A 23,960-nucleotide genomic window follows, 5' to 3' on the forward strand; every position below is an offset into this window, starting at 1 on the left:
CACCCATGACCGCCCCCTTCCCGCGTGATCCGGAAGCGCCCGTTCTGGTCGGCCGGACGGCGGAGTTGCGCGCGTTGGCCGGCGCGGTGGCGCGCCCGCCGTCGGTCGCCCTCGTCGAGGGCGAGGCCGGGATCGGCAAGACCCGGCTGATCCGCGAGGCCCTGCGCCGCCGCTGCGGGCGCGGCCGCCGGGTCCTGGTGGGCAGTTGCCGCCCGCTGCGCGAGCCCTTCCCGTACGGTCCGGTCCTCGACCTGCTGCGCCGTCTGACCGACGGGCTGCCCGCCGCGCTCAGCCCGGTCTGCGGCGCGCTGCGCCCGTACCTGCCGGAACTCGCCGGGCGCCTGCCGCCCGCCCCCGAGCCGCTGTACGAGCCCCGGGCCGGGCGGCACCGCCTGTTCCGAGCCGTGCGGGCGCTGCTCGACGCGCTCGGCCCGGCCGTCCTGGTCGTGGAGGACCTGCACTGGGCCGACGACGGCACCCGGGACCTGCTGCGGTTCCTGGTGGACGACCCACCGGACGCGCTCTCCGTCGTCCTCAGCTACCGCCGCGAGGAACTGCCCGGCGCCCGGCTGCCGTTGGGGCACGCGTACCACAAGCCACCGGGCACCACCGCGGTGGTGATCCCGCTCCGCCCCCTGGACGTGCACGCCGTGCGCGCCATGTGCGCCGCGCTCACCGGAGCCCCGGAGGCCTCCGCGGCCCTGGCCGTCGAACTGCACCGGCGGACCGCGGGCATCCCGTTCGTGGTGGAGGAGGTCGTCCGCGCGCTGCCGGAGACCGTACGGCACGCGCCGCGCACGGGCCGTGAGGCGCTGGACGGCATGACCGTGCCCACGCCGCTCCAGGAGGCCATCGCCGACCGGATGAGCGGGCTCTCCCCCGGGGCCACCGCCGCCGTGCACGCCGCCTGCGTGCTGCGCGTCCCCGCGGGCGAGGCCCTGATCGCGAACGTCACGCGCGGCACGGCCGGGCGGCCGTCCGCGGCCGAGGACGCGGCGGGCGTACGGGAGGCACTGCTCGCGGGCGTGCTGTACGAGTGGGGCGACGACCAGTACGGGCTCCGGCACGCCCTCGCCCAGCAGGCCGTCTACGCGAGCCTGCCGGGGCCCGACCGGCACCGGCTGCACCGCCAGGCGATGCGCGCCCTGGCGGCGCAGGACCCGCAGCCCCTGGTCCAGCTCGCGTACCACGCCCGGCGGGCCGGCGAACTCACGCGCTGGCAGCGGTACGGCGAGGCGGCGGCGGCATCGGCGCGCGAGATGGGCGACCTGGCCCTCGCCGTGGAGCTGTTGGAGGAGTTGCTGTCCGACGGCCGCCTGGACCGGCTTGCGTGCGCCCGCGTCGCCGTGGACCTCAGCCGGGACGCGGTGGTCGGGCTCACCCACCGCAGGGCGACGGCGCTGCTGTGCCGCATCGTGCGCGACCAGCTCCTGCCGGAGGGCCTGCGCGGCGAGATCCGGCTCCACCTGGGCCTGCTGCTCTACAACCAGGCGGGCCGGCACGAGGAGGGCCGGATCAACACCGAGTGGGCGATCAGGGAGCTGCGCCACCGCCCCGCCCTCGCGGCCCGCGGCATGGCCGCCCTCGCGATGCCCGCCTGGGGCGATCACCCGTACCACGTCTACGAGCGCTGGATCGAGCAGGCCGAGCGGCTCGCGGAGCGGGAGCCCGGCCCTTCGGTGTGCACGGCCGTGCGGGCCAACCGCCTCGCGCTGGCCATGTACATGGGCGACCCGGCGGTCTGGGAGCAGGCGGAGCGCCTCATCGACGCCGCCGGGCCCGGGGGCGACCGCCGCCAGGTCGCCCGCGCCTGCGGCAACTTCGCGGACGCCGCCACCTGTCTGGGCCACTTCCGCGCGGCCCACCGCTTCCGCAGGCTGGGGCGGCGCCTGGCGGCCGAGTGCGGTGCCGCGTTCCTGTCGGGCATCGTGGAGGGCACCGCGCTGCGCCTGGACTGGTACGAGGGCCGCTGGCAGGGTCTCGCCGAACGGGCCCGGCACGTCCTGGAGATGATGCCGGACGTCTCGGGCATCGCGGCCGACGCCCACCTCGTCCTCGGCCTTCTCGCGTCCGCGCGCGGCGAGTGGGAGGAGGCGGCGGCGGAGCTGCGGGCCGCGGGCCTCACCGCCCCGCACAACGCGCCCGCGCCGGTCCTCGCCACCGCTTCCGGCGCGATGGTGCGGCTGCTGCGGGCCCGCGGCGACGCCGCCGAGGCGCGGATCGAGGCCGAGCGCGGCATCGCCAGGATCCGCCGCAAGGGCATCTGGTCCTGGGCGGGCGACCTGGCGCCGATGGCGGTGGCCTCGCTGGTGCGCGGCGGGCGCCTGCCGGACGCGGAGCGGGTCACGGTGGAGCTGGCCGACGGCATCGCGGGCCGGGACGCCCCACTGGCCGCGGCCGCGCTCCTGGCGTGCCGCGGGATCCTGGCCGTCGGCCGCGGGCGTCCCGACGAGGCCGTCGCGGCCTTCGACGCGGCCCGCACCGGGTACGCCGTGCTCCCGCTGCCCTACGCCGCCGCCCGGGCCGGCGAGGCGGCGGCGCGCTGCCGGCTCACGGCGGGCGACAGGGACGCGGCGGACCAACTGGCCGCGACGGCCGAGCGGTTCACCGAGCTGGGCGCCACCCGCGACGCGGCCCGCTGCCGCCGGGTGCTGCGCGGCCACAACGTCCCGCTGCCGTCCCGGCGCGGCCGCAGGGGCTACGGCGACCAGCTCTCGCCACGGGAGCGGGAGGTCGCCCGGCTCGTCGCGCTCGGGCACACCAACCGGGAGATCGCGGACGTGCTGTTCCTCTCCCCGCGCACCGTCGAGCAGCACGTCGCGAAGGTGCTGCGCAAGCTCCGCGTCAGGTCGCGGGCCGATGTCCACCGCGAAGGGCGGGCGATCGCGCCCTGACGCCCCGCTGCCACCGGACCGGTCCGGTGGCAGCGGGGCGCCTCGCGGGCGGGCCGGTGGTCAGCCGGTGAAGCCCGCGGTGATGGAGGTGAACTGCCAGGAGGGCCGGTCGCGGTTGACCGCCCAGAAGGAGAGCCTGCCGATGTGGTGGGCGTTGGACCAGTCGCGGATCTGCGTCCAGATCTGGGGTGTGGTGACCTCGCCCACGTCGCTGTTGCCGTTCATGCCCGAGATGCCGATGTGGGCGTAGGCCTCCGCGTCGGACCATCCGTACACGGACTTGAGCTTGGCCTTGAGGCCCTCGGTGGCCTTGACGGTGTTGCCGTACATGTCGGCGTGGCCGCCGAAGTTGAACGGCATGATCGTGAAGTTGTCGATGTCCGCCTGGAGGGCCCTGGACCGCTCGATGAGGCGGTTGCCCCAGGAGTTGGGCCCGGTGTTGAGCGTGGGGAAGGTGAGGATCGTCCTGAGGCCCGGGTTGTTCTGCTTGACGATCTTCAGGGCGCCGAGGATCCGGTCCTGGACCGCCGGGCTCTCGAATTCATCCGTGTTCTCGATGTCGACGTCGACCGCCTTGAGCCGGTACGCGTCGATGACCTTCTGGTACGCGCCCGCGAGGGCCTGCGGGGTGGAGCAGTTGGGGCCGAGCTTGTTGCCGCTCCAGCCGCCGATGGAGGGGACGACGTCCCCGCCGGCCGCGCGGATCGACTTGATGGTGGTCTCGTCCACGCCGCCGAGGAGGGGGCGCTGGCTGTCCCAGGCGGGGTTGCAGCCGTCCCGGGCGAGGATGAAGGCCATCGTGTACCACTTGATGCCGGTGGCCCTCATCACGTCGGTGGCGCTGGGCGGGTTGCCCCAGCCCAGATAGAGGTAGGGCGCGGCCTGGACGAAGCCGGGCGCGTGGCCTTCGCCTGCGGCGGCGGCGGGGGCGTCGGCGGCCCGCGCCGGAGCGGCCAGAGCGGCGAACGGGACGACCAGGCTGACGAGCGCCGTCGTGACCCGTCGGGGGAAGCGTCTGCGTGTGGGGGATCTCAAGGGGACTCCCTCGAGTGTCGGGTTCCGGATGGGTGGTTCGGACGGCGCGTCCGGACACTGCCGCCCGTCGCTCATGAGCCCGTCGGCCGCGGCACCACAGGGGCTCGCTCGGAGGCTATTGGCATGGACCAATCAGGTCAAGAGGTCTGGACCACGCGCCGCGCCCGGAATTCCGCGTACCCGTACCTACCGTTACCCGGATTGTTCTCACCTGTACTTCCGCCAACTCTGGGACTGCGCAACGTCGTTGGCCCAGACCAAACGACGCGCCGGTCGGCGATCCGCCGCCGACGCTCCCCCACCCACGGCAACGTGCCCCCCCAACACAGAACGCCACCCCCCACACACAAAGACCGCCTCCCCCCACACAGATCGCCTCCCCCCACGAAGCACGCCCCCCACACCAGGAGGAGAACCATGCGAAGGAACCTGCTCCTGAGATCCGTCGTCGCGGCCGTGGTGACGGTGGCCATCGGGTTCTTCGGCTCCGGGGCCCAGGCCACGCCCGACCCCCAGGCGCGGCCCGCCGCGGCGACGGACGTCACGGCCGAGGGCCACGGCATCACCGCCGACGAGCTGACGGCGCTCGCGGCGGCGGGCCCGCGGTCCTTCCAGCCGCCGCCGGGCGGCTGGCCCGTCCCCTCCGACCGCAGCTACCGCCTCACGGCCTCGTGCCAGCAGTACGCCGCGACCATCAGGCAGGGCGCGGCCGCCTGGGCGAACCTGGACGAGACCACCAACCGGGACACCCCGGTGGAGTGCCGCAACTCGTACATCACCGACTGCGGCGGAGGCGGCAGGATCGTCGGCTGCAACTGGGGGCGCGGGCAGCGCATCGCGCTCTACATGGGCGGCGTGCGCGACCAGACGCTCCTTGCCGCGCACGAGTTCGGCCACGACTGGTACGGCCACTCCGGTTACCAGTGCGCGGGCTGGAGCAGCGCGCAGCACGTGATGGCGCCCTCGATGTGCGGCTTCGGAGCCGGCACGAAGAACCCGGTCCGCATCGACTGAGGCACGCGGTCGGGCCCTCGCGGTTCCTTCCCCTTGATCGGGCCGGTGGCGGCACTCGCCACCGGCCCCTTCAACGTACGGGACCGGCGACGGGCTCCCCCGGCCCCAGGTGCCGCCAGCGCACCGGGTCGTGGGCGCCCGCGCCGGGCCGCGCGGTGGGCAGCGGGCCGCGGGCGGTGACGTCGAGCACGAGGGCCTCGTCGCCGCCCGGCTGGAACGCGTAGTCGACCCGGTCGAGCCGGGACGGCACGCCCAGGTCCGCGAGCGCGCCGCGCAGCCGGTCGAGGGCCGCGTACCGGCGGTCGCTGGTGTGCAGGAGCACCGGGAAGAGCCGCACTTCGCGCCGCGCCACCCGCACCAGCTCGATCAGCGCGCTCAGATGGAACTCCTCGCTCAGCTGCGCCCCGTAGGAGAACAGCAGGTGCGAGCTGAGCACGAGGTCGAAGGAGCGGTCCGCGAAGGGCAGGTGCGGCAGCTCGCCCGCGACGTAGCGGTCCGGGCGGGCCGCGAGGTCGGCGGCGAAGGCGCGCGCCGACGCGGCCCGCAGGCGGGTGTAGCGCTCGGGGCCGCCGAACCAGTCCCACACGAAACGCTCCGCGTTGCCTGCCACGTACGCGTGCTTGTGCTCGATCTCGCGCAGCGCGAGGGTGCCGAGGAGGCCCCGGCCCGGACCGTACTGCGGGTCGACGGCGACCGCGTCGGTGCCCCGCGCCCCGGCCTCGGCCACGAAGCTCGCGGCGCCGCCCGGGCAGTCGAGGATCCGCAGGCCGAGGTCGTCGTCCGTGAGCGCGAACATCGCCCGGTACTCGTCCAGGGAGCGGGCACTGACCAGCATCGCGTCACCCCCTGCCGATGTAGGGCATCGTCGTGGGCAGCACCGTCAGGGACTGCACGTTGGTGTCGAGCGGCATCGACGCCATCAGCACCAGGGCCTCGGTGAAGCGCTCCACCGGGATGGTCGCCTCCACGGCCATCGTGCCGTCGCCCTGCATCGAGGGCGGCTGCGGGCTTCCGTCCACCGGGGTCACGTTGCCCACGTCGATCTGTCCGCAGGCGATGCGGTAGGGGCGGCCGTCCAGGGACAGGCCCCGGGTGATGCCGAGCACCGCGTGCTTGGCCGTGGTGTAGGCGATGGCGTGGGGGCGCGGCGCGTAGGCGGACGGCGCGCCGTTGTTGATGATGCGCCCGCCCTGCGGGGACTGGTCGCGCATCACGCGAAACGCCTCCTGGGAGCAGAGGAACGTCCCGGTGACCGTGGTGGCCATGATCGTGTTCCAGTCGTCGACGGTCACCTCCCCGACCGGCTTGCGGGGCACGACCGCGCCCGCGTTGTTGAACAGCAGGTCGAGGCGGCCGAAGTGGTCGACGACCGTACGGAACAACGCCGTGACCTGGTCCGGTTCGCTGATGTCGGCGGGCACCGCGAGCACCCGGTCCGCCCCGGCGCCCGAGAGGGCCGCGGTCTCCTCCAGGGTCTCCTTGCGGCGCCCGGCGAGCGCGAGCGACCAGCCCTGGTCGAGCAGGGCGAGCGCGGCGGCGCGGCCGAGGCCGCTGCCGCCGCCGGTGACGACGCCGATCCTGCCGTCGCCGCTCATCGCTCGTTCATCCAGGCGCGCAGGATCCGCCGGGACTGCGGCCCCGGCTCGTCCACGTACGGGGAACGGCCGTGCAGCACGCGGCTGTTGCGGATCATCAGCAGGTCGCCCGCGCCGAGCTGGAGGCCGAAGGCGATCTCCGGGCGGTACAGCACCTCGTCCAGGTAGTCGAGGGCCTCCAGGCGCCGCGCGTCGAGGTCCGCGGACGCCCGTACCGTACGGGTCTGGTAGTAGCAGCCGATCGTCCCGTCGTCCTGGGTGAACAGGATGGGGGTGACTACGATCTGCTGGCCCGCGCGGCCGGTGCGGTCGAAGCGCCACTCCTGCTGCAACAGGGCGAGCATGTCGGGGCGTTCGCGCGCGATGATGTCGTACACGTGCCGGGCGCTGGCCAGCTTGGTGGTGCCGCCGCCGTCAGCCGCGGGTTGCAGACAGAGCAGGACGAGCAGGTCGCAGGTGTCGCAGTGGAAGCCCAGCTCGGTGGCGCCGTCGCCGTCGCGGTCGCGGAGGATGGTCCACAGGTCGCCCTGGGCGTTCTGCGGGATGGCCCCGCCGATCTCGTCGAGGACGCACGACAGGCTGGTGATGAGGTCGGCGTCGGACGCGTCCGGGGAGATGACGTTGCGCACGTTCACGAAGCCCACGGCGTCCAGGCTGTTGCTGATGAACGAGCGCACCGTTGTGTACGCGGCCGCGCCCGCGCCCCAGCGTCCGGTGAGGGAGTCGGGCCACAGCAGCCGCCGGTCGTCGTCGGAGACCGACAGCGACCACACGTCGCGCGCGGACTCCAGGTAGTCGCTGGTCCAGCCGATGTCGTCGATGGTGGTTCCGGTCATGGCGTCATCAGTCCTTTCGAAGGCGTACGGGCGGGGTGCTGTCGCGGCGGCGGGCCGTCACCGCACGGCCGCGGCGACGGCGGCGGACCACAGCGTCAGCGCCTCGTCGACCTGCTCGGCGGTGACGACGAGCGCCGGGATCATCCGTACGACGTTGCCGTGCACCCCGCAGGTCAGCAGGAGCAGACCCCGCTCGGCGGCGGCCTGTTGCACACCGCGGGCCAGTGCGGTGTCCGGGGACCCGTCGGGGCGGTGGAACTCACTGGCCAGCATCAGGCCCGTCCCGCGCACGTCGGCGATCGCCGGGACGTCGGCGGCGGCCTTGCGCAGCCCGTCCGCGAGACGGCGGCCCTGCTCGGCGGCGTTGGCGACCAGGCCCTCGTCGCGGATCACGTCGAGGGTGGCGAGGGCCGCGGCGCAGGCCACGGCGTTGCCGCCGTAGGTGCCGCCCTGCGAGCCCGGCCGGGCCTTGCCCATGAGGTCGACGGACGCGGCGATCGCCGACAGCGGGAAGCCGCTCGCCAGGCCCTTGGCGGTGATCAGCACGTCCGGCACGACACCGGCGGAACGCTGGTGCGCCCAGAACCGCCCGGTGCGGCCGAAGCCGGTCTGGATCTCGTCGAGGACCAGCAGGATCCCGTGCCGGTCGGCGCGTTCCCTGAGCCCCGCGAGGAAGCCCTCGGGCGCGGGCACGTAACCGCCCTCGCCCAGGACGGGTTCGACGAAGAGCGCGGCGGTCTCCTCGGGCGCGCTCACGGTGGCGAGGACGTGGTCGAGGCCGCGCAGCGCGTGCTCGACGGCCGTCTCCTCGCTCAGGCCGAGCCCGAAGGCGTGCGGGAACGGCGCCACCGCGACACCCGGCATCAACGGGCCGCTGCCCGCGCGGAAGCGGGTGCCCGCGGTGCTCATCGCCGCCGCGCCCATGGTGCGCCCGTGGAAGGAGCCGTCGAACACGATCACGTTCTGCCGGCCGGTGGCCTGCCGGGCGAGCCGCAGCGCCGCCTCCACGGCCTCGCTGCCGGAGTTCAGGTAGAACAGCGCGTCCAGGCCTTCGGGCAGGACCTCGCCCAGGCGCTCGGTCAGCGTGAGCAACTGGTCGTGCAGCACGGTCGTGTACTGGCCGTGGATGAGCCGGCCCGCCTGCTCGCGCACGGCCTCGACCACCCGGGGGTGGCAGTGGCCGGTGTTGGTCACGCCGACGCCGGCGGTGAAGTCGAGGTAGCGACGGTCGTCGGCGTCGTACAGGTACATCCCCTCGCCGCGGGTGGCGACCACGGGCGTGGCCTGCTGGAGCACCGGGGAGAGCTGGGGCATCGCGTCACTTCCTAGGGATTCGGTGGCCCGCCGGGGGGCGGGACCAGGTGAGGGTTCGGCCCGTCGGGCCGGGGGGGGAGGTCAGCGGGCAGGGTCGGCCGGGACCGGTGACCGGTGGGGCAGGAAGCCGGCGTCGGCGGCCCAGGACAGCGCGGCCGACCACCACTGCGCGGTCGGTTCGGCGAACCGCACCCCGAGCCGGTCGAGCACGGACTGGGTCCACGCGCTGTCGACGACGACGTTGCGGTCACCGAGCTGCGACCAGGTCGAGGCGAGCCGGGCCATGGTCGGGTGGTGCCGCTCCGCGCGGGCGAGCGCCGCGGCGAACGTGGCGTCGTCCGTCAGGCGGATCGGATAGCCGTGCCGGACCATCCACGCCACCAGGTCGTCGTGGGCGACGGTGTGGGGCGACTCCTCGTGGTAGACGCCCGGCGCCGCGTGCGGATGGACGGCGAGCGCCGCGATCCCCGCCGCCACCGTGTCCACGTGGGAGAACTCGAACGTCGTGGACGGCCTGCTCGGCGCTGCCCCGGCCAGGACGTAGCCGCGCACGGTCTGGTAGATCCGGTTGTCCGCCACGTTGCGCTGGAAGGCCCCGGTCCTGCTGTGCGCCGCGATGTGGCCGCTGCGGTGGACGTAGGCCTGGCGCCCGGTGGCGGCCCAGGCGCGCACGGTGTCCTCGGCGGCGAACTTCACCTTCTCGTACGGGGTGCGGAAGGTCTGCCCGATGCGCAGGTCGGCCTCGCTGAAGCGGCGCGCGGGCCCCTCCACCTCGCCCGCCACGGCCAGCGTGGAGACGTGGTGGAAGCGGGCGCCCGGGGTGTGGGCGTCGATCCACCGGAGCAGCCGGCGCACCGCGGTGTGGTTGGTGCGCTCCAGGTCGGCGGGCGAGGCCACCAGGCGGACGTCCGCCGCCGCGTGGACGACGACCCGGGCCGCGCGGGCGCGGGCGAGACCGGCCGGGGTCAGGCCGAGGCCGTCCGCGGTGATGTCACCGGCGATCACGTCGGCGCCGCCGAGCCGCCGGGCGGCCTCGGCATCGTTGTCGCCGCGGACCAAGCAGGTCACGCGGGCGCCGCGCGCGGCCAGTTCGGTCAGCACGTGCCCGCCGAGGTAGCCGGTCGCCCCGGTCAGGAGCACGGGCACGGGCTCGCGCACCACCGTCCAGTGGCCGCGCGCGGGGGCGCTGCCGGTGTGCACCAGCTGGCCGGAGGTGGACACCGCCGCCCGCACGTACGCGGGCGGGATAGCGTCCGCGGCGGCGGCCACCGCGCCGGCGAACGAGGCGACGATCCGCTCCGCGCTCTCGTGCGACAGACGCGGCCAGGCGTAGACCAGGTCGGTCACCAGGCGGCCTTCGACGATCCTCGCGGTGAGGCGCAGCCGGTAGAGCGAGTCCCCGGTGGCGCAGCGGGCCGCCCCGGCCTGCTCGTCGGCCACCGTCCAGTCGAGCGCGGGCGCGTCGGGCAGCCGGAAGGTGCCCAGGAAGTTGAACGCGGCCTCGGGGCGCGCCCCTTCGACGTCCATCGGCAGCTGGGGTGCCGCGCGGACGAGGTCCTCGACCTGCGCCGTGCGCGAGGGCGCGTCGGCCGCCTCGCCCGCCTCGACGGCCAGCCATTTGACGGCGGTGAACCAGCCGACCGTGTCCAAGTACTCCAAGTACTGGCCGTCGTCGCCGTCGGTCCCGCGGCCGTGGGTCTCCACTTCCACGCCGAGGCGCCGCTGCCCGCTCCAGGCGAGGGTGGCGTCGGCGAACGCCGCCAGCAGCACCGCCTCCAGGCGCTGGGCGCCGCCGTGGCGCTCCAGGAGCCTGCCGGTGGCCTCCTCGTCGAGGCTCCACACTAGGGTGGCCGGTTCGGTGCTCGACGTGGCGTCGTCCACCGGGAGCCGGGGCGCGACCGCCGGGTGCGACGCGGCGGTACGAGGTGTGGTGGCGGCCCACGCGTAGAAGTCGGCCGTCGGTGGCAGGTCGGCCCGGCGTCCGGAGAGCGCGGCCCGGTAGGCGGCGGCGAGGTCGTCGAGCAGGATGCGCCAGGAGAGCCCGTCGACGACGAGGTGGTGGGCGATCAGCGCGAGCCGGTCGTCGACGCCCGGCCCGCCGCCGAACAGATGCACCCTCAGTAAGCGCCCGGATTCCGGGTCGAGGCTGCGGTGCAGCTCGGTGCAGAGCGCGCCGACCGTCTCGGGGAGCGGCTCGTCGGACCGCAGCCGCGAGTGGCTCACCGCGTCGAGGTCGCTCGCGGGCCGCAGCGGTCCGATGCCGCCGGGGCCGAGGGGCCTGCGCAGGGCCGTGTGCCGGTGCAGCACGGTCTCGACGGCCCGCGCGAGGGCGCCCGCGTCCACCCGCTCCCGGCAGCGGAGCAGCACGGACTGGTTCCAGTGCCGGGGTTCGTCGACGGGCTGCCGGAACAGCCAGCGCTGGGCGGGTGCCAGGTGGCGCGGCTCGGCGGCCAGGGTCTCGGCGCGTGCCTGGGGGCGCCGCCGCGAGGAGGCGGCGACGGCCGCGAGCCGGGTGGGTGTCGGGTGGTCGTAGAAGTCCTCGAACGCGACGCGGTGGCCGCGCCGGCGCAGGAAGGCGATGGTGCGCATGGCGAGGATGGAGTCGCCGCCCAGGCTCAGGACGTCCGCGTGCGGGTCGACCACGGGCAGGCCGAGCGCGTCCGCCCACAGCTCGCACAGGGCGTGCGCGAGCGACGCGGCGGAGCGGTCGGCGGGCCGCCCGGCGGCGGCCGGCTCGGGCCGTGCGGTCCGGGCCCGGGACTCGATGAGGCCGGAGACGATGTCGCTCAGGCGGGCGCGGTCGAGCTTGCCGTTGGCGCCGAAGGGGAATTCCGGCAGCGCGAGGATCGGCTGCGGCACGGAGTAGCCGGGCAGCCGGTCGTGCAGGTGCGCGCGGAGCGCGGCGAGGGTCTCGGCCTCGTCGCTCCCGCCGGTCGGGCGTACGGCGGCCAGGAGCTGGTTGCCCGCCGGGGTGGCGCGCACGATGACCGCGCCCTGGCCGACGCCCGGGAACTCCTCCATGGCCCGCTCGATCTCGGCGGGGTCGACGCGGAAGCCCCTGACCTTGACCTGGCGGTCGGAGCGGCCGACGAAGACGAGGTTGCCGTCCGGCCTGCGGCGGCACACGTCGCCCGTGCGGTACATGCGCCGCCCCGCGTGCGCGACGAAGCGGCGCGAGGTCTCGTAGGGGCGCCCGAAGTATCCGGCGCTCACGCCGCGTCCCCCGATGTGCAGTTCGCCCTCCGCGGCGTCGGGTGCGGGGGTCCCGGGCGCCCGGGTGTCGGGCACGAGCCGCAGTTCGACCTCGCCGATGGCGGTGCCGATGGGCACGGTGGGCTCGTCGGCGGGCAGGTCGGCCGCGGCGGACGCGAGGAAGCAGGTGGCGCCGACGGTGGTCTCGGTCGGCCCGTAGTGGTTGGCGACCCGCGCGGCTATCCGCTCGTCGAGCAGGCGCGCGGCGAGCGACCGGGGCAGCGCCTCGCCGCCGAGCAGGACGGTGTCCAGGGCGGGCGCGTCGGCCGGGCGCCCGGCGAGCAGCGCCGTCAGGTGTGACGGCGTCGTCTTGAGCACCGACACCCCGGCCGTGCGCACCACGGCCCAGAACGCCTCCGGGTCCCGCGCGGACGCGTCGGGCACGACGTGCACGCAACCGGCGGTCACGAGGGCGAGCAGCCAGGAGGTGTGCCCGAGGTCGGCGGCCAGGGTGGTGACGTGGGCGACGCGGGGAGCGTCGGCTTCGGTCAGGCCGAGCCGGTCGCGCAGGGCGAGCGCGTAGTGCGCCGCGTTGGCGTGGGTGACCGCGACGGCCTTCGGCTCGCCGCTGGACCCGGAGGTGAAGGACAGATACGCGAGGTCGTCCGGCGCACAGGCCGGCGCGACGGCGGGGACGACCGGCGCGAGCGCGGCGAGCGCGGCCAGCTCGTCGACGTCGACGGCCTCGGTGCGGTACGGCTCCGGCGCGCGCAGCTGAGGCACGGTGGTCAGGGCGTGGCGGACCTTGACCGCGTCCAGGCGGCGGTGCACATCGCGCGGGCTCCACCCCGGGTCGATGAGGACGGCGGCGCCTCCCGCGCGCAGCACGCCGTACAGCAGCACGCACATGCGGGCGTCGCGGGGGCCGAACAGCGCGACCCGGTCGCCGCGCTCGATGCCGAGGCCGCCGAGGCGGGCGGCTATGTGACCGGACGCGATGTCGAGTTGCCGGTGGTCGAGGGTGCGTGTCCCGTCGCTGAGGGCGGGCCGGTCGGGGTGGGTCAGGGCGTTGTGGGCGAGCAGGCCGGGCAGCGTGGCGTCGGGCAGCGAGGCGGGGGATCGCATCGCTCGCGTCATGGGCGCAGACCTCCGGTGGTGGCGTTCGGTGCGTCCTCGCTGCCCGCGGCCGGGGCGAGCGGGGCGAGGTCACCGGCGATGGAGGCGGTCAGCTCCTCGCGCGGCGACAGGCGTTCTGCCAGCTCCCAGGCGAGCAGGCGGTGCAGGCCGTCGAGGTGGACCAGGCCGTCGTCGGTGGGCAGGTCCGCGTAGTGGTCGTGCGGGATCGGCCGGGTGGTGAGGTAGATCGAGGTGAACGCCGCGGTGCGGAACAGCTGGATCTTGGCCGAGCAGACGGGGTTGGCCGCCGTGAACTCCGCCTCGTGCGCGCGCAGCAGGTCCGCCGCCTGGCCGACGGTGAGGCCGGTGCGCGGGACGAGTTCGCGTCCGCCGCCGCAGCCGAGGTGCCAGGGCAGCAGCACCGAGCGGACGTCGGCGCGCGAGAGCCGGATCGTCGACCAGGTGCCGAAGGTCGCGTCGGCAAGGCGCAGCGCGCTGTCCGCGTCCTCGTTGGTGTTCACGTCGTGGGCGCGCCCGACGGGATGGTCCCGGTGGAAGCGGGCGCGCACCTCGTCGAAGGTGGTGGGGCCGATGATGTGCATCCGTGCTGTTCCCTTCTCACGCCGACCGGGCGTACTCGGTGAAGTGCCGTTCCGCGAACAGTTCCGGCCAGCGCCCGCCGTCGAGTCCGCGGGCGCGGGCCGTGGCCAGCATGTGTCGCCAGTACGGCTTCACGGGCCGCCAGCGCGCCCCGGTCTGGCAGTATGAGGCGTCGACGAAGTAGCGGGGTAGGGTGCCCGGCGGGCTCGGCGCGGGCCTGCGGGCGTGCAGCAGCGCCGAGTTGATCAGCACGGTCGAGCCGGGCGGCAGCGCGTCGACGACCAGCTCCCCGGGCAGCTCGGTGGTGCCGAGGTGGGCGAGCGCGGACTTGCTCCAGGGGTTGTGGTGGGAGCCGGGCACCAGGGTGAGGGTGCCGACCGTGCCGTCGAGACCGCCGAGGTAGTGCAGCGCGTGCACCATCACCAGGTCGCGGTCGCCCTGGTCGTTGGGTTCGTGGTCGTGGTGCCACGGCTTGCCGGGCGCTCCCGGGTTGTGCCGGTCGCTGTGCAGATGGTGGAAGACGAACGGCGCGCCGAGGAGATCCTCGATGATCTTCAACAGCGGTTCGTATGTGAGCAGTTCCCCGTGCGCGGGAAGTTCCAGCTCCATGACGGGCGGCGGGTCGCCGTCGGGCCCCGGGTCCAGGCAGGCGGCTATCGAGCGGGAGCGCAGCCCGTCGTCGACCCAGCGGTCCACTTCCGGCACGAGCCGGTCCCGCAGCGACGCGGGCAGCAGGGCGGGCAGGACCAGATAGCCCGAGTCCGCGAAGTGCTCCCGCTGCGCCGAGACCGTCTCGCTGCCCTCGAAGGATAATGGCATCTACCCCACACCTTTCCGTAACCAGGAATGACGCAGTGAATTGTGGATGTTATCAGTGCGCCTGACTTCACATCGACCGAAGTCGGCTCAATTCCCGCCGGTTCGAGTCGGTTGTGACGCCGGAAATACCGGTGGCCCCGCCACTTCGACACCCGTCGAGCCCGATCTCCCCAGTGGCGAAAAACGGGTACCGAGCCAGACGAAGAACTGAATGACCGCGATGGCCGTGAACAACGCGGCGACCCCGAACTCGACCACCAGCCAGCTACCGAGCAGCGAGCTGACCGGAACCGCGGCGAACGGAATGGCACGTTGCAGGCCCACCACCCTGCCGAGGAATTCCAGGTCGACCGCGCCCTGCCGATAGGTCCGCCACGGCACGATGAACGTGGACGTCGTCGTGCCGACGATGAACCAGCACACGGTGAGCGCGCCGATGCCGGGCTTGAGCGCGGGCAGCGTCAGGGCGAGCACCTTCACCGCCATGGCCGCCCCCATGAGCGCGCCCGCGGAGAACCTCCGCAGCAGCACCGGGGCCGCGGCCGCGCCCAGTACGGCGCCAAGACCCTGCGCGGCGGCGACCACCGCGAGAGAGGCCGGCACGTCCCCGGCGGGCCCGGCCACGATGTAGACGAGGTTGGCCGCGGCGGCGGGGAAGGTGAAGTTGGCCAGGGTCAGCAGGATCGTGGCCCACAGCAGGGCGCGCTCCCGCACGACCATGCGCAGCGCGGCGACGGAGTCCGGCACGAGTGAGCGGCACGCCTCCCGGAACGACGTCCGCAGCCGCCGCCCCGCCGCGACGACGGCGGTGGCTCCGATCAGCAGGGCGGAGAGGGCGAACGACGCCGCGTTCACGAAGCTCGCCGCGGTCGGTCCGAGGAGCGTGACGACCGCGACGCCCGCCACCGGGCCGAGCATTCCGAGAGTGCCGTCCGCCCCTTGGACCCAGGCGTTCATCGAGGCCCGCCGGTGCTCGGCGACCCGCTCGGTGATGAACCCCTGGAACGCCGGGAACGAGAACGGCCGTACGCACCCCAGGAGAAAGGCCGCCGCCATCACCAGGACCGTCGGCGGATCGGTGAGGCAGAGCACGCCGATCCCGGCGACGATCGCCGCGGACACGACATCGCAGGCAATCATCAACTGCCGTCGGTCGCACCGGTCGGCGACGACTCCGCTGAAGAGTCCGATGACCACGAAGGGGACGAATTCGATCGCGTACGTCAGAGCCGTCGAGACGGCGGATCCGGTCAGCTGGAGCACGAGTACGGGTAACGCGAAGCGGAATACCCAGTCCCCGCTGCTGGAAATGATGAACGCCACCCGCAGCAGCCGCTCGTCCCGCCGCTGGGCGTCCCGCTGCGACGGAAGCCGTCCGCACCGCGTACAGGAGGCGCGCGGGGAGGCCGTGACATGCAGGCGCCGCCCATGCGTGTGCACAGCAATCACGAACCCTCCCCGCAAAGAAAAGGAAAAGAAAACGGAAGCGCGCACGGGGTGATCCGTACCGTGCCCTGCGGTCTCGCTCGGCTCGGGCTCAGAGAAGCACAGGAAGCTCGGGTTCCACCATCCTCGTCCTGCCATCTGAGACCATTTCAACATGTGCAACGCCGAGGATTTCACCATGTGCAACGGCAGGTAATTCAAGGCGGTGCTTGGCGGGGGAATCTACCCGCGCCCCGAATGGAAAGACAAGACGTTGACTGGCCGCCGCGCCAGGAGTATGGTCTACACCACTTCTCTGCGAATGCGCTGGTCACGCGCTGCCCGCTCGCGCCTTCGGCGCCGATGCGCTCGATAAACTACTCGTAAGTTATACCGGCGAGTTAACAACGACCGCCCCGGCCGCATTCGAGCCGACGGCGCCCTTTCCTTTCCCCGGACGCGCCGGGATCCCCCGGCGGCACCGGAAAAGCAAGGCGGCGCACCGGCGCGTCAGCGCGTACGGCCCTCGGAGTCACGGCCCGGGGCGTCCCCCGTGTGCGCCAACGTGGCACGCAGCGCGAGGAGTCCGTCGAGCAGGGCGCGCCGGGCCGCGGGCGCCATCCGGTCCGTCACCTCCCGCAGCGAGGCGACGCGCCGGTCCTTCAGGGCGCGCAGATGCGTCCTGCCGCGGCGCGTCAGGTGAAGCTCCAGCTCGCGGCCGCTGACCTTGCTGGGCTCGCGGCGGACGAAGCCCAGGGTTTCCAGGCGGTCGCACAGCCTGCTCACGGACGGGGGCGCGGAGCCGAGCAGCTCCCCGAGCGTGCGCAGGTTGATGCCCTCGTCCCGGTCGAGGCAGTGGAGCACGCGCAGCTGCGAGGGCGAGGCGGGCGCCGGGCTCACCGTACGGCCGTACTCCCCCAGCACGTCGAGGAGTTCGGCCAGCTCACCGGCCGGGTCGGCGTCCGCGGGCGCGGCGTGCCGCCGCGCTCCCGGCCCGCCGGGGTCCGCGTCCATGGCCTTCCCCTCGTCGCCCCTCTACCACGGCTGCCGCGTCCACACTATCCGCGAACCGCAGCGGAACCACCGCGTAGTCCGCGGGGTTCGGGGCAAGCGCTCCGTGTGAACCGCAGAATGACGGGAGGTTGTCCTGATGCACCCTCCGAAGGAGCAGCGAGTGGTGCGCGAGTGGGAGCGTAACGGGACGGTATCGGCGGCCGAGGCACGCGCGGCGGCGCGGGACTTCATGGCCTCGGTGGGATACGACGACGAGCGGCAGGCCGAAGCGGTGCTCCTGGTCGTGTCCGAGCTGGTGACGAACGCGCTGCGGCACGCCCGCGGCGTGACCGCCCTCCGGCTCGGCCACAGCGACCGGGGCGTGACGGTGTCCGTGTACGACGCCGCCGACGAGCCGCCGCGCACCCTGCCCCTGGACCCGGCGCGGCCGGGCGGATTCGGTCTCCACCTGGTGCGGGACCTCGCCGGGCGCCTGGACGTCGAGTGGTGCCCGGGCGGCAAGAGAGTGCGCGCCACCGTCCCGCTGACGTGAGGCCCGCTGCCCCGGGGTGAGTTCGCCATCCGTATGTGCCGCGTGTGTGCGCCGCGTGTGCCGCGTGTGAGCAAGGCGACACGCGCCGCTCGCCGGAGCGCCGGTAAGGGCGGCGACTCGGGGTACAGGTCAGCTCCACGAACGCACGTCAGCAGCGAGTCGGGCGGTGACGGCCCGGGAGAGGTGCGCAGCCATGGAAGACCGCTTCTGGCTCGGCCGCGAGGACGACGGCGAGGGAGCACGGGCCGTGTTGCGGCTCTCGGGCGAGCTGGACCTGGAAGGGGCGCCGTCGCTCGCCGAGGCCGCGGGGCCGCTGGTGCGGGACGGGGCGCGGACCGTCGTCCTGGACTGCCACGAGCTGACGTTCTGCGACTCCAGCGGGCTCAACACCCTGCTGAACCTGCGCGAGCGGGCCGCGGCGTCCGGCGCCCGGCTGCTGCTGGCACGGCCTTCCGCCAGCGTGCGTCACCTGCTGCGGCTCACCCACACGGAGCGGGTGTTCCACATCGTGGACTCCGTGGACGACGCGTCAACGCCGCGGCCCTGACCCCGGCCTCGTGGCGCCGAGGCGCACCGCCAGGGCGAGGGTGTCGTCGGCGTGCAATATCACCTCGTGCATCTCCTTGGCGAGGGCCTGGGGCAGCTCCGCCGTGGGGCGGTGGGCGTGGCCGCGGATCGCGCGGGCCAGCCGGGCCTCGCCCTCCTCGGGGTCCCTGCGGCTCTCGGTGAGGCCGTCGGTGTAGAGCAGCAGCAGGTCGCCCGGGGCCATCCCCGTGTGGCACAGCTCCTCGCTGCCGGGCAGGGGGAAGCCGATGCCCCGCCCCGGCGTCTCCAGGTACTCCGTGCCACCGGCGTGGCGCATGAGCAGCGCGGGCGGGTGGCTCCCGCCCGCGAGGTGGAGTTCACCGGTCTCCGGACGCAGCCGGGCCAGCAGGACGGTCGCCATCAAGCCGGGGTCGAAGGGTGCGAGCACTTCGTTCGTACGGGCCACGATCGACTCGAGGGGGTGGCCCTCCAGGGCCAGGGTGCGGACGGCGTGCGTGACGTTCAGGGCCGTACGCGTGGAGCGGACGCCGTGGCCGAGCGCGTCCACGACCGTGATGTGCACGGTGCCGTCCGGCAGGACGAACCAGTCGTACAGGTCCCCTCCCGTGGGCGCCTCGGAGTCGGCCGGCGCGTAGTGCACGCCCAGTTCGAGCCCGGGCACGTCCAGGACGGGCGGGCGCAGGGCGTCCTCCAGCTCGCGCAGGACGCGGCCGTGGGCGCGGCGCACCTGCTGGTCGCGCTCGTCGAGCTGGACGTACAGGGCGAGCACACCGCTGTTGGTCTCGGCGAGTTCGTGCTTGAGGAGGCGGTGTTCGGCCTTCAGGGCGTCGACCTGGGCCAGGGCGGCGCCGAGTTCCTTGAGGAGCACCTCGGTCTCGCCGTCGGGCAGGCTGTCCCCGGTCGGCAGCGGCCCGCCCGTCGCCTCGGCGGGGCTTTCGCGCGGCGGGTCCGGGCGGCCGTCGTCGGCGGTGTCGAGGGCGATGCGCCAGGTCACCGTCGAGGGCGTGACGCTGTGCGCGACGAGCGGCAGGTCGTCGACGGCGGACACGTCGACGGGGCCCCCACGGTGGTCGAGGGTCACGGCGAGCAGCGGCGAACCGCCCTCCGCCGCCATGCCGGTGCCGCTCTCCGCCCCGTCCTGCCGGAGGGCGCTCAGGGCGACCGGGCAGCCCGCGTGGACGACCGGCGCGGCCACGCGCGTGACGGCGAGCGCGAGTCGGGCGCGTACCTCCATGCCGAGGCGGTGGGTGTCGGCGAGCGAGCGGACGGCGTGCCTGAGCGCCGGCAGGGAGCGCAGGTCGGTGGCGGTCATCGGGGCCTCTGGGGGGTCTTGACGGCGACGGCGGTCGCGTCGTCGCGGCTGCGGCGGAATCCGTGGACGAGGGCGGCGGCGAGCAGCGGCGGCGGCAGCCGCAGCAGGAACGGCTCCGGGTCCTGGGCCCACCGCTGGTCGACGCCGTCGGTGTGGAGCACGACCGTGGCGCCCGCGGGCGCGCTGAGGCGGCGCACCTGCGGCGGGGGCATGTTCCAGCCGACGACGCCGGGCTGTCCGCTGAGCCGCCGGCCGACGTCGTCGGGTGACAGGAGCGCGGCGCGTACGTTCCCCACCCCGCAGTAGTCGACGGCGGATTCGGCGAGGCGGAGCACGCCCACGGCGGCGCCGCGGGAGTGGCGCAGCGCGCGGTTCGCGGCGGTGAGCAGGTCGGGCAGGTCGGCGTCGGGCGTCCGGTGGAAGCAGCGCAGGGCGGCGCGGGCCGCTTCCTCCGCCTCCGCCCCGTGGCCGAGCCCGTCCACGGCGAAGGCGGTCAGGCCGCGGTCGGTGAGGGCCACGGTCGCGGCGTCGCCGCAGCGCTGCTCCCCCTCGGCGGGCAGGCACAGGGAGCCCACGGGCAGCTCGGCGTCCGCGGTGCGGTCCGGGGGCGCGAGGCGGGCGCAGACCAGGGTGCCGGTGCCCGCCCGGGTGCGGATGGTCAGGGTCGTGGCGATGCGGCCGATCGCGCCGAGGCCCGCGCCGAGGGTGTTGGTGGTGGTGTAGCCGTCGGTCAGGCAGCGCTCCAGCTCGCGCATGCCGGGGCCCCGGTCCACGGCGATGATCTCCATGCCCTCGCCGTGCGCGAGGCGTTGGAGGTAGAGGCTGCCGCCGCTGGCGTGCTTGGCGATGTTGCTGGCCAGCTCCGAGGCGACGACCGCCGCCCGGTCGGGCAGGGCGCCGGGGAGCCCGCACCGCCGGGCCAGGGTGCGGGCCGTGGCCGCGGCCAGGTGTACGGCGCTGAAGTGGTCGATGGGGACGGCGCGGGTGGGCTCCGCGAGGACGGGCCGCGCGGCGCCGGGGTGACCGCTGGGGCCAGTGGTCACGCGCGCCTCTTGTGCCACCGGACGGCCGTGACGACCGTCCCGCGCCCGGGCTCGGTGCGCAGCGCGAACTCGTCCATGAGCCGGCGGGCGCCGCCGAGCCCGTGGCCGAGGCCCGCGCCGGTGGTGAAGCCGTCGGTGAGGGCGGCCTCCACGTCGGCGATGCCCGGCCCCTCGTCCTTGACAGTGAGGCGGAGGCCCGTACTGCCGAGGCGGCGCACGATCTCGACGGTGAGGACGCCGCCCCCGCCGTGCACGTAGGCGTTGCGGGCCAGTTCGCTGGCGGCGGTGACCACACGTGTCTGGTCCACGATGCCGAAGCCCGCGAGCACCGTGGCGGCCCGCACCGCGTGCCGGACGTGCAGCAGGTCCTCCTCGCTGTACACCGTGTGGGTGGTGGTCTCCTGCGGACGCGCCCGCCCGGGCGCCCCCGCGGTGCGGGGCGCTGCGGCGGTGTGTCCGTCGGCTCGCGTCACGGCTCTGACCTCTCCTGCGGTGGCGCGCCCCGGTGCCAGCCCAGGGCGGTCAGGCCCTGTTCGGCGCTGAGCGCCGTCTCGACGCCCGCCAGCTCGATGCCGAGTTCGACGAGGGTGATGGCGACCGGTGGGCGCATCCCGGCCACGATGACGCGGGCGCCGAGCAAGCGGGCCATGGTGCTGAGGTCCATCAGCATGCGGGCGACGAACGAGTCGACCAGCTCCAGGCGGGAGATGTCGATGAGGACGCCGCGCGCGCCGCTGGCCGCGATCGTCTCGGTGAGTTCCTCGGTGAAGGCGAGGGCCGACTTGTCGTCCAGCTCGTTGAGGAGCCCGCTGACCAGGACGTCACCGAGGCGCAGGATGGGCACTCCCGCGGTGGGGTGTCCGTTCACCGGCCGTCCGTCCCGTCGGGGCCCGGGTTGTCGGTGATCTTGATGGCGGCGGCGAGCGCGTCCGCGAGCGTGCCGCGGGTCAGGATGGTGGACAGGTCGATGCCCAGCTGGGCGATGGTCTGCGCGATCGGCGGCCGGATACCGCTGATGACACAGTCGGCGCCCATGAGCCGTACCGCCTTGACGGTCTGCATGAGGTGCTGGGCGACGGCGGTGTCGACGGTGGGGACACCGGTGATGTCGATGATGGCGACCAGCGCCTGGTCGTCCTGGATGGCCTGGAGGAGGTTCTCCATGACGATCTGGGTGCGCGCGGTGTCCAGGGTGCCGATCAGCGGTACGGCGAGGACCTGGCGCCACAGCCGTACGACGGGTGTGGACATCTCCAGGAGCTGGCGGCTCTGGCGGCGGATGATCTCCTCGCGGCCCTCGACGTAGACCTCGAAGGACAGGGCTCCGGCGCTGTCCAGGAGCTGGTTGATGAGCAGCGCGGCCGCGAGGATCTCGTCGCTCTCGTGCGTGACGCGGCGCACGGCTTCGAGGAGCGCCTGCTTCAGTGCCTGGACGGCGAGCGAGGCCACGGTCGGTGTCGCGCCGCTGCGGGCGCGGCGCAGGGACAGGTCGGTGACGCTCCTGTTGAGGTCCTCGTGGGTGTGGACGAGGCCGTGCGCGCGTCCGGGGCCTTCGAGTGCCCCGGCCAGGGCGCCCACCAACGCGTCGGCCTCCTCGTGCAGTTCGCCCTCCGTCAAGTCGCTGCCGAGGACGGCCTGTTCCCGCTGAAGCTGTACCCAGCGGTCGGCGATGTCGTCGGCGTTCGCGCGCAGGACCTCGGTGACGCGTTCACGTACGGCGGTGTCGCTGCTAGTCACAGCCCAACCTCTCACCTTCCGGACGCCGCCCGACGGGGCGTCATCCTTTACTGCCGACCGGGACTTGCAGCGGGGTGCGGCCCGCCCGGCCGTGTCGTTTGCCGCACGGCAAATGTTATCGACCCCCGTCAAGCCGCTACCGGCGGGTACCGCACGGGCGGCGGAGCGGGGGCCGTCGTGCTCGTCTGACTCCGTGTACCCCTCCGTCCCGTACGAACCATGGCACTTGCGGGTGGTGCCGGAACACACGAACGGGCGTGAACGGGGGGACTCCGGGGGCGTCCGGGCGTGGCGCAGTGCGCCGGGCGGCCCCGGGTCCGGTCGGCTGGTCCGCTCTTCGGGCCGGACACCGGTCGCGGTCGGCGGTGCCAGAAGAAGGTGGCGGGGCCGATGCCGGCCCCGCCACGTTTCATGTCGTGCGGCGTGGGAACACCGCACACCGCTTGCAGTTGTCCGTACGGCCGGTGGCCGGCCGGTGGTTCAGACTCCCTCGGGCAGCAGGCCCGCGCGCAGCCGGCTGAGGATGCGGTTCAGCAGGCGGGAGACCTGCATCTGGGACACCCCGATCCGCTCGCCGATCTCCGCCTGTGTCAGCTCCTCCACGAACCGCATGTGGACGATCTCCCTGTCCCGCTCGGACAGTTCGCTGATCAGCGGCGCCAGGCTGTTGAGGTCCTCCACGAGTTCGTAGCCGGTGTCCTCGGCGCCGATGAAGTCGGCGAGGACGGCCTCGCTCTCGTCGCCCGCCGCGCCGGTGAGCAGGGTGGTGTCGAGGGACGAGGACGTGTAGGCGTTGGCCGCCTTGCGGGCCTCGACGACCTCGTCCTCGGGCAGCGACATCAGCTCGGCCAGCTCGGCCGTGGTGGGGTCCCGGTCGAGGCGGCTCGACAGCTCCTCGGTCGCCTTGACCAGCTCGATGCGGGCCTCCTGGAGGCGGCGCGGCACGTGTACGGCCCAGCTGGTGTCGCGGAAGAAACGCTTGATCTCACCGACGATGTAAGGGACGGCGAAGGTGGTGAACTCCACTTCGCGCGTGAGGTCGAAGCGGTCGATGGCCTTGATCAGACCGATCGTGCCGACCTGGACGATGTCCTCCCGGTCGTCCCCGCGGTTGCGATAGCGACTGGCCGCGTAGCGCACGAGGGAGAGGTTCAGCTCGATCAGCGTGTTACGGACGTACTGGTATTCATGGGTGCCCTCTTCGAGCACGGCGAGCCGTGCGAAGAACTGCTTGGAGAGCACCCGGGCGTCGCGCGGCTCGACGGACAGCGGCGCTTCGATCAGTGGCAGTTCTCCGTCCGTGCCGGTGTGCGTTGCGAGCACCTGGACCTCGGACACTGCGCCTGTCGCGGCAGCCACACCTTCCACCCTTCTCTCGACGTCACTGGCTCTCTCCCCTCCCCCGAGGGGGATGTGATCTGCGTCTGCCCGTCACTCGCGGTTCCATGCACACGGGTTCAGAGGATTTCTTCAGCCAGGAGCGATTCTCCCGCCACGGCCACGGGGGCCCAGCCTCTAGGGGCGCGGCACGGCGGCGGCGACGAGTTCGACCTCGAAGCCGTCGGTGTTCTCCAGGTAGGCGGCGTAGGTCTGTTCGCCCCCGGCGTGCGGGTGGCGGTCGGGGAACATCAGGCTCCAGCCGTGCCGTAGGGCCGCGGCGGCCAGGGCCTCCACCGCGTGGTGGTCCTCGACGTGGAACGCCAGGTGGTTCAGGCCGGGGCGGCACCGGTCGTGGCGTTCCGCGGTGAGGGCCGGGGACTGCTCCAGGACCAGGTACGTCGACCCGAGCCGCCAGCTGCGGCCCGTGGTCCAGCTCTGGAACCGCGTGTGGCCGAGGGCTTCCAGGAGCCAGCCGAGGGAGGCGACGGCGCGGTCGAGGTCGGGCACCCAGATCTCGACGTGGTGAAGCGTCCCGGTGGTCGGGCCGGTCATACCG

The 23,960-nt window shown here is 73.8% G+C and carries 20 protein-coding genes and 1 pseudogene; 4 read left to right on the plus strand and 17 right to left on the minus strand.

All coding sequences use genetic code 11. The features are described 5' to 3' along the window. Positions 1–5 precede the first annotated feature (5 nt). Positions 6–2,894: an ATP-binding protein gene (locus AC07GB_RS06385; protein ID WP_478842155.1), complete on the plus strand. Its 2,889-nt coding sequence runs from the start codon at positions 6–8 to the stop codon at positions 2,892–2,894. Positions 2,895–2,954: 60 nt separating this feature from the next. On the opposite strand, the pseudogene AC07GB_RS06390 reads toward AC07GB_RS06385, so the two are convergent. Next, positions 2,955–3,890: pseudogene (locus AC07GB_RS06390) on the minus strand (chitinase); the annotation flags it as partial. 456 nt (positions 3,891–4,346) lie between these two features. Between AC07GB_RS06390 and AC07GB_RS06395 the strand changes: the two are divergent. After that, positions 4,347–4,943 (plus strand): hypothetical protein, encoded by a 597-nt coding sequence (locus AC07GB_RS06395; protein ID WP_478842157.1) that lies wholly within the window; start codon positions 4,347–4,349, stop codon positions 4,941–4,943. Positions 4,944–5,013: 70 nt separating this feature from the next. Here the strand turns inward: AC07GB_RS06395 and AC07GB_RS06400 are convergent, their stop codons facing one another. The 9 genes from AC07GB_RS06400 to AC07GB_RS06440 all read right to left on the minus strand — a co-directional run bounded on the left by AC07GB_RS06400 (position 5,014) and on the right by AC07GB_RS06440 (position 16,854). Then, positions 5,014–5,778 (minus strand): methyltransferase domain-containing protein, encoded by a 765-nt coding sequence (locus AC07GB_RS06400; RefSeq protein WP_478842159.1) that lies wholly within the window; start codon positions 5,776–5,778, stop codon positions 5,014–5,016. A gap of 4 nt (positions 5,779–5,782) precedes the next feature. Beyond that, complete coding sequence (locus AC07GB_RS06405; RefSeq protein ID WP_478842161.1) at positions 5,783–6,538, minus strand: SDR family oxidoreductase; 756 nt, start codon at positions 6,536–6,538, stop codon at positions 5,783–5,785. Then, positions 6,535–7,374 (minus strand): TauD/TfdA family dioxygenase, encoded by an 840-nt coding sequence (locus AC07GB_RS06410; protein ID WP_478842163.1) that lies wholly within the window; start codon positions 7,372–7,374, stop codon positions 6,535–6,537. Before AC07GB_RS06410 ends, AC07GB_RS06405 begins: the two co-directional genes overlap by 4 nt. A gap of 57 nt (positions 7,375–7,431) precedes the next feature. Then, the gene (locus AC07GB_RS06415) at positions 7,432–8,688 is read right to left on the minus strand and encodes an aspartate aminotransferase family protein (RefSeq protein ID WP_478842165.1); all 1,257 of its coding nucleotides are present in this window, start codon (positions 8,686–8,688) and stop codon (positions 7,432–7,434) included. 81 nt (positions 8,689–8,769) lie between these two features. Then, complete coding sequence (locus tag AC07GB_RS06420) at positions 8,770–13,005, minus strand: amino acid adenylation domain-containing protein (protein ID WP_478842167.1); 4,236 nt, start codon at positions 13,003–13,005, stop codon at positions 8,770–8,772. An 8-nt stretch (positions 13,006–13,013) separates the two neighbouring features. Further along, entirely contained in the window at positions 13,014–13,598 is a 585-nt protein-coding gene (locus AC07GB_RS06425; protein WP_478842169.1) for a DUF6309 family protein, read from the minus strand. Positions 13,599–13,614: 16 nt separating this feature from the next. Continuing rightward, positions 13,615–14,415, minus strand: coding sequence for a phytanoyl-CoA dioxygenase family protein (locus AC07GB_RS06430; RefSeq protein WP_478842171.1), 801 nt, complete (start codon positions 14,413–14,415; stop codon positions 13,615–13,617). Between the two features lie 87 nt (positions 14,416–14,502). Further along, a complete protein-coding gene (locus tag AC07GB_RS06435; RefSeq protein WP_478842173.1) occupies positions 14,503–16,062 on the minus strand; it encodes an MFS transporter in 1,560 nt (519 codons plus the stop codon). Between the two features lie 288 nt (positions 16,063–16,350). Beyond that, positions 16,351–16,854, minus strand: a complete 504-nt coding sequence (locus tag AC07GB_RS06440; RefSeq protein WP_478842175.1) for a MarR family winged helix-turn-helix transcriptional regulator — start codon at positions 16,852–16,854, stop codon at positions 16,351–16,353. A gap of 136 nt (positions 16,855–16,990) precedes the next feature. Between AC07GB_RS06440 and AC07GB_RS06445 the strand changes: the two genes are divergently transcribed. Next, the gene (locus AC07GB_RS06445; RefSeq protein WP_478842177.1) at positions 16,991–17,386 is read left to right on the plus strand and encodes an ATP-binding protein; all 396 of its coding nucleotides are present in this window, start codon (positions 16,991–16,993) and stop codon (positions 17,384–17,386) included. Between the two features lie 193 nt (positions 17,387–17,579). After that, positions 17,580–17,933 carry an STAS domain-containing protein gene (locus AC07GB_RS06450; RefSeq protein WP_478842179.1) on the plus strand — a complete coding sequence of 118 codons (354 nt, stop codon included), beginning with the start codon at positions 17,580–17,582 and terminating at the stop codon, positions 17,931–17,933. On the opposite strand, the gene AC07GB_RS06455 is transcribed toward AC07GB_RS06450, so the two are convergent. The 7 genes from AC07GB_RS06455 to AC07GB_RS06485 form a co-directional block, all read right to left on the minus strand. After that, positions 17,916–19,244, minus strand: a complete 1,329-nt coding sequence (locus tag AC07GB_RS06455; RefSeq protein ID WP_478842181.1) for a PP2C family protein-serine/threonine phosphatase — start codon at positions 19,242–19,244, stop codon at positions 17,916–17,918. The two genes, AC07GB_RS06450 and AC07GB_RS06455, sit on opposite strands and share 18 nt — an antisense overlap. Then, the gene (locus AC07GB_RS06460; protein ID WP_478842183.1) at positions 19,241–20,287 is read right to left on the minus strand and encodes a SpoIIE family protein phosphatase; all 1,047 of its coding nucleotides are present in this window, start codon (positions 20,285–20,287) and stop codon (positions 19,241–19,243) included. Before AC07GB_RS06460 ends, AC07GB_RS06455 begins: the two co-directional genes overlap by 4 nt. Continuing rightward, a complete protein-coding gene (locus tag AC07GB_RS06465) occupies positions 20,284–20,760 on the minus strand; it encodes an anti-sigma regulatory factor (RefSeq protein WP_478842185.1) in 477 nt (158 codons plus the stop codon). Before AC07GB_RS06465 ends, AC07GB_RS06460 begins: the two co-directional genes overlap by 4 nt. After that, positions 20,757–21,155, minus strand: a complete 399-nt coding sequence (locus AC07GB_RS06470; RefSeq protein ID WP_478842187.1) for an STAS domain-containing protein — start codon at positions 21,153–21,155, stop codon at positions 20,757–20,759. The genes AC07GB_RS06465 and AC07GB_RS06470 overlap by 4 nt, the downstream gene beginning before the upstream one ends. Then, positions 21,152–22,024: an STAS domain-containing protein gene (locus AC07GB_RS06475; protein ID WP_478842189.1), complete on the minus strand. Its 873-nt coding sequence runs from the start codon at positions 22,022–22,024 to the stop codon at positions 21,152–21,154. Before AC07GB_RS06475 ends, AC07GB_RS06470 begins: the two co-directional genes overlap by 4 nt. 480 nt (positions 22,025–22,504) lie before the next feature. After that, a complete protein-coding gene (locus AC07GB_RS06480) occupies positions 22,505–23,383 on the minus strand; it encodes an RNA polymerase sigma factor SigF (RefSeq protein WP_478842191.1) in 879 nt (292 codons plus the stop codon). 156 nt (positions 23,384–23,539) lie between these two features. After that, the gene (locus tag AC07GB_RS06485) at positions 23,540–23,956 is read right to left on the minus strand and encodes a VOC family protein (RefSeq protein WP_478842193.1); all 417 of its coding nucleotides are present in this window, start codon (positions 23,954–23,956) and stop codon (positions 23,540–23,542) included. Positions 23,957–23,960: the final 4 nt, after the last annotated feature.

The sequence above is a fragment of the Streptomyces sp. NPDC045778 genome (assembly GCF_056431945.1).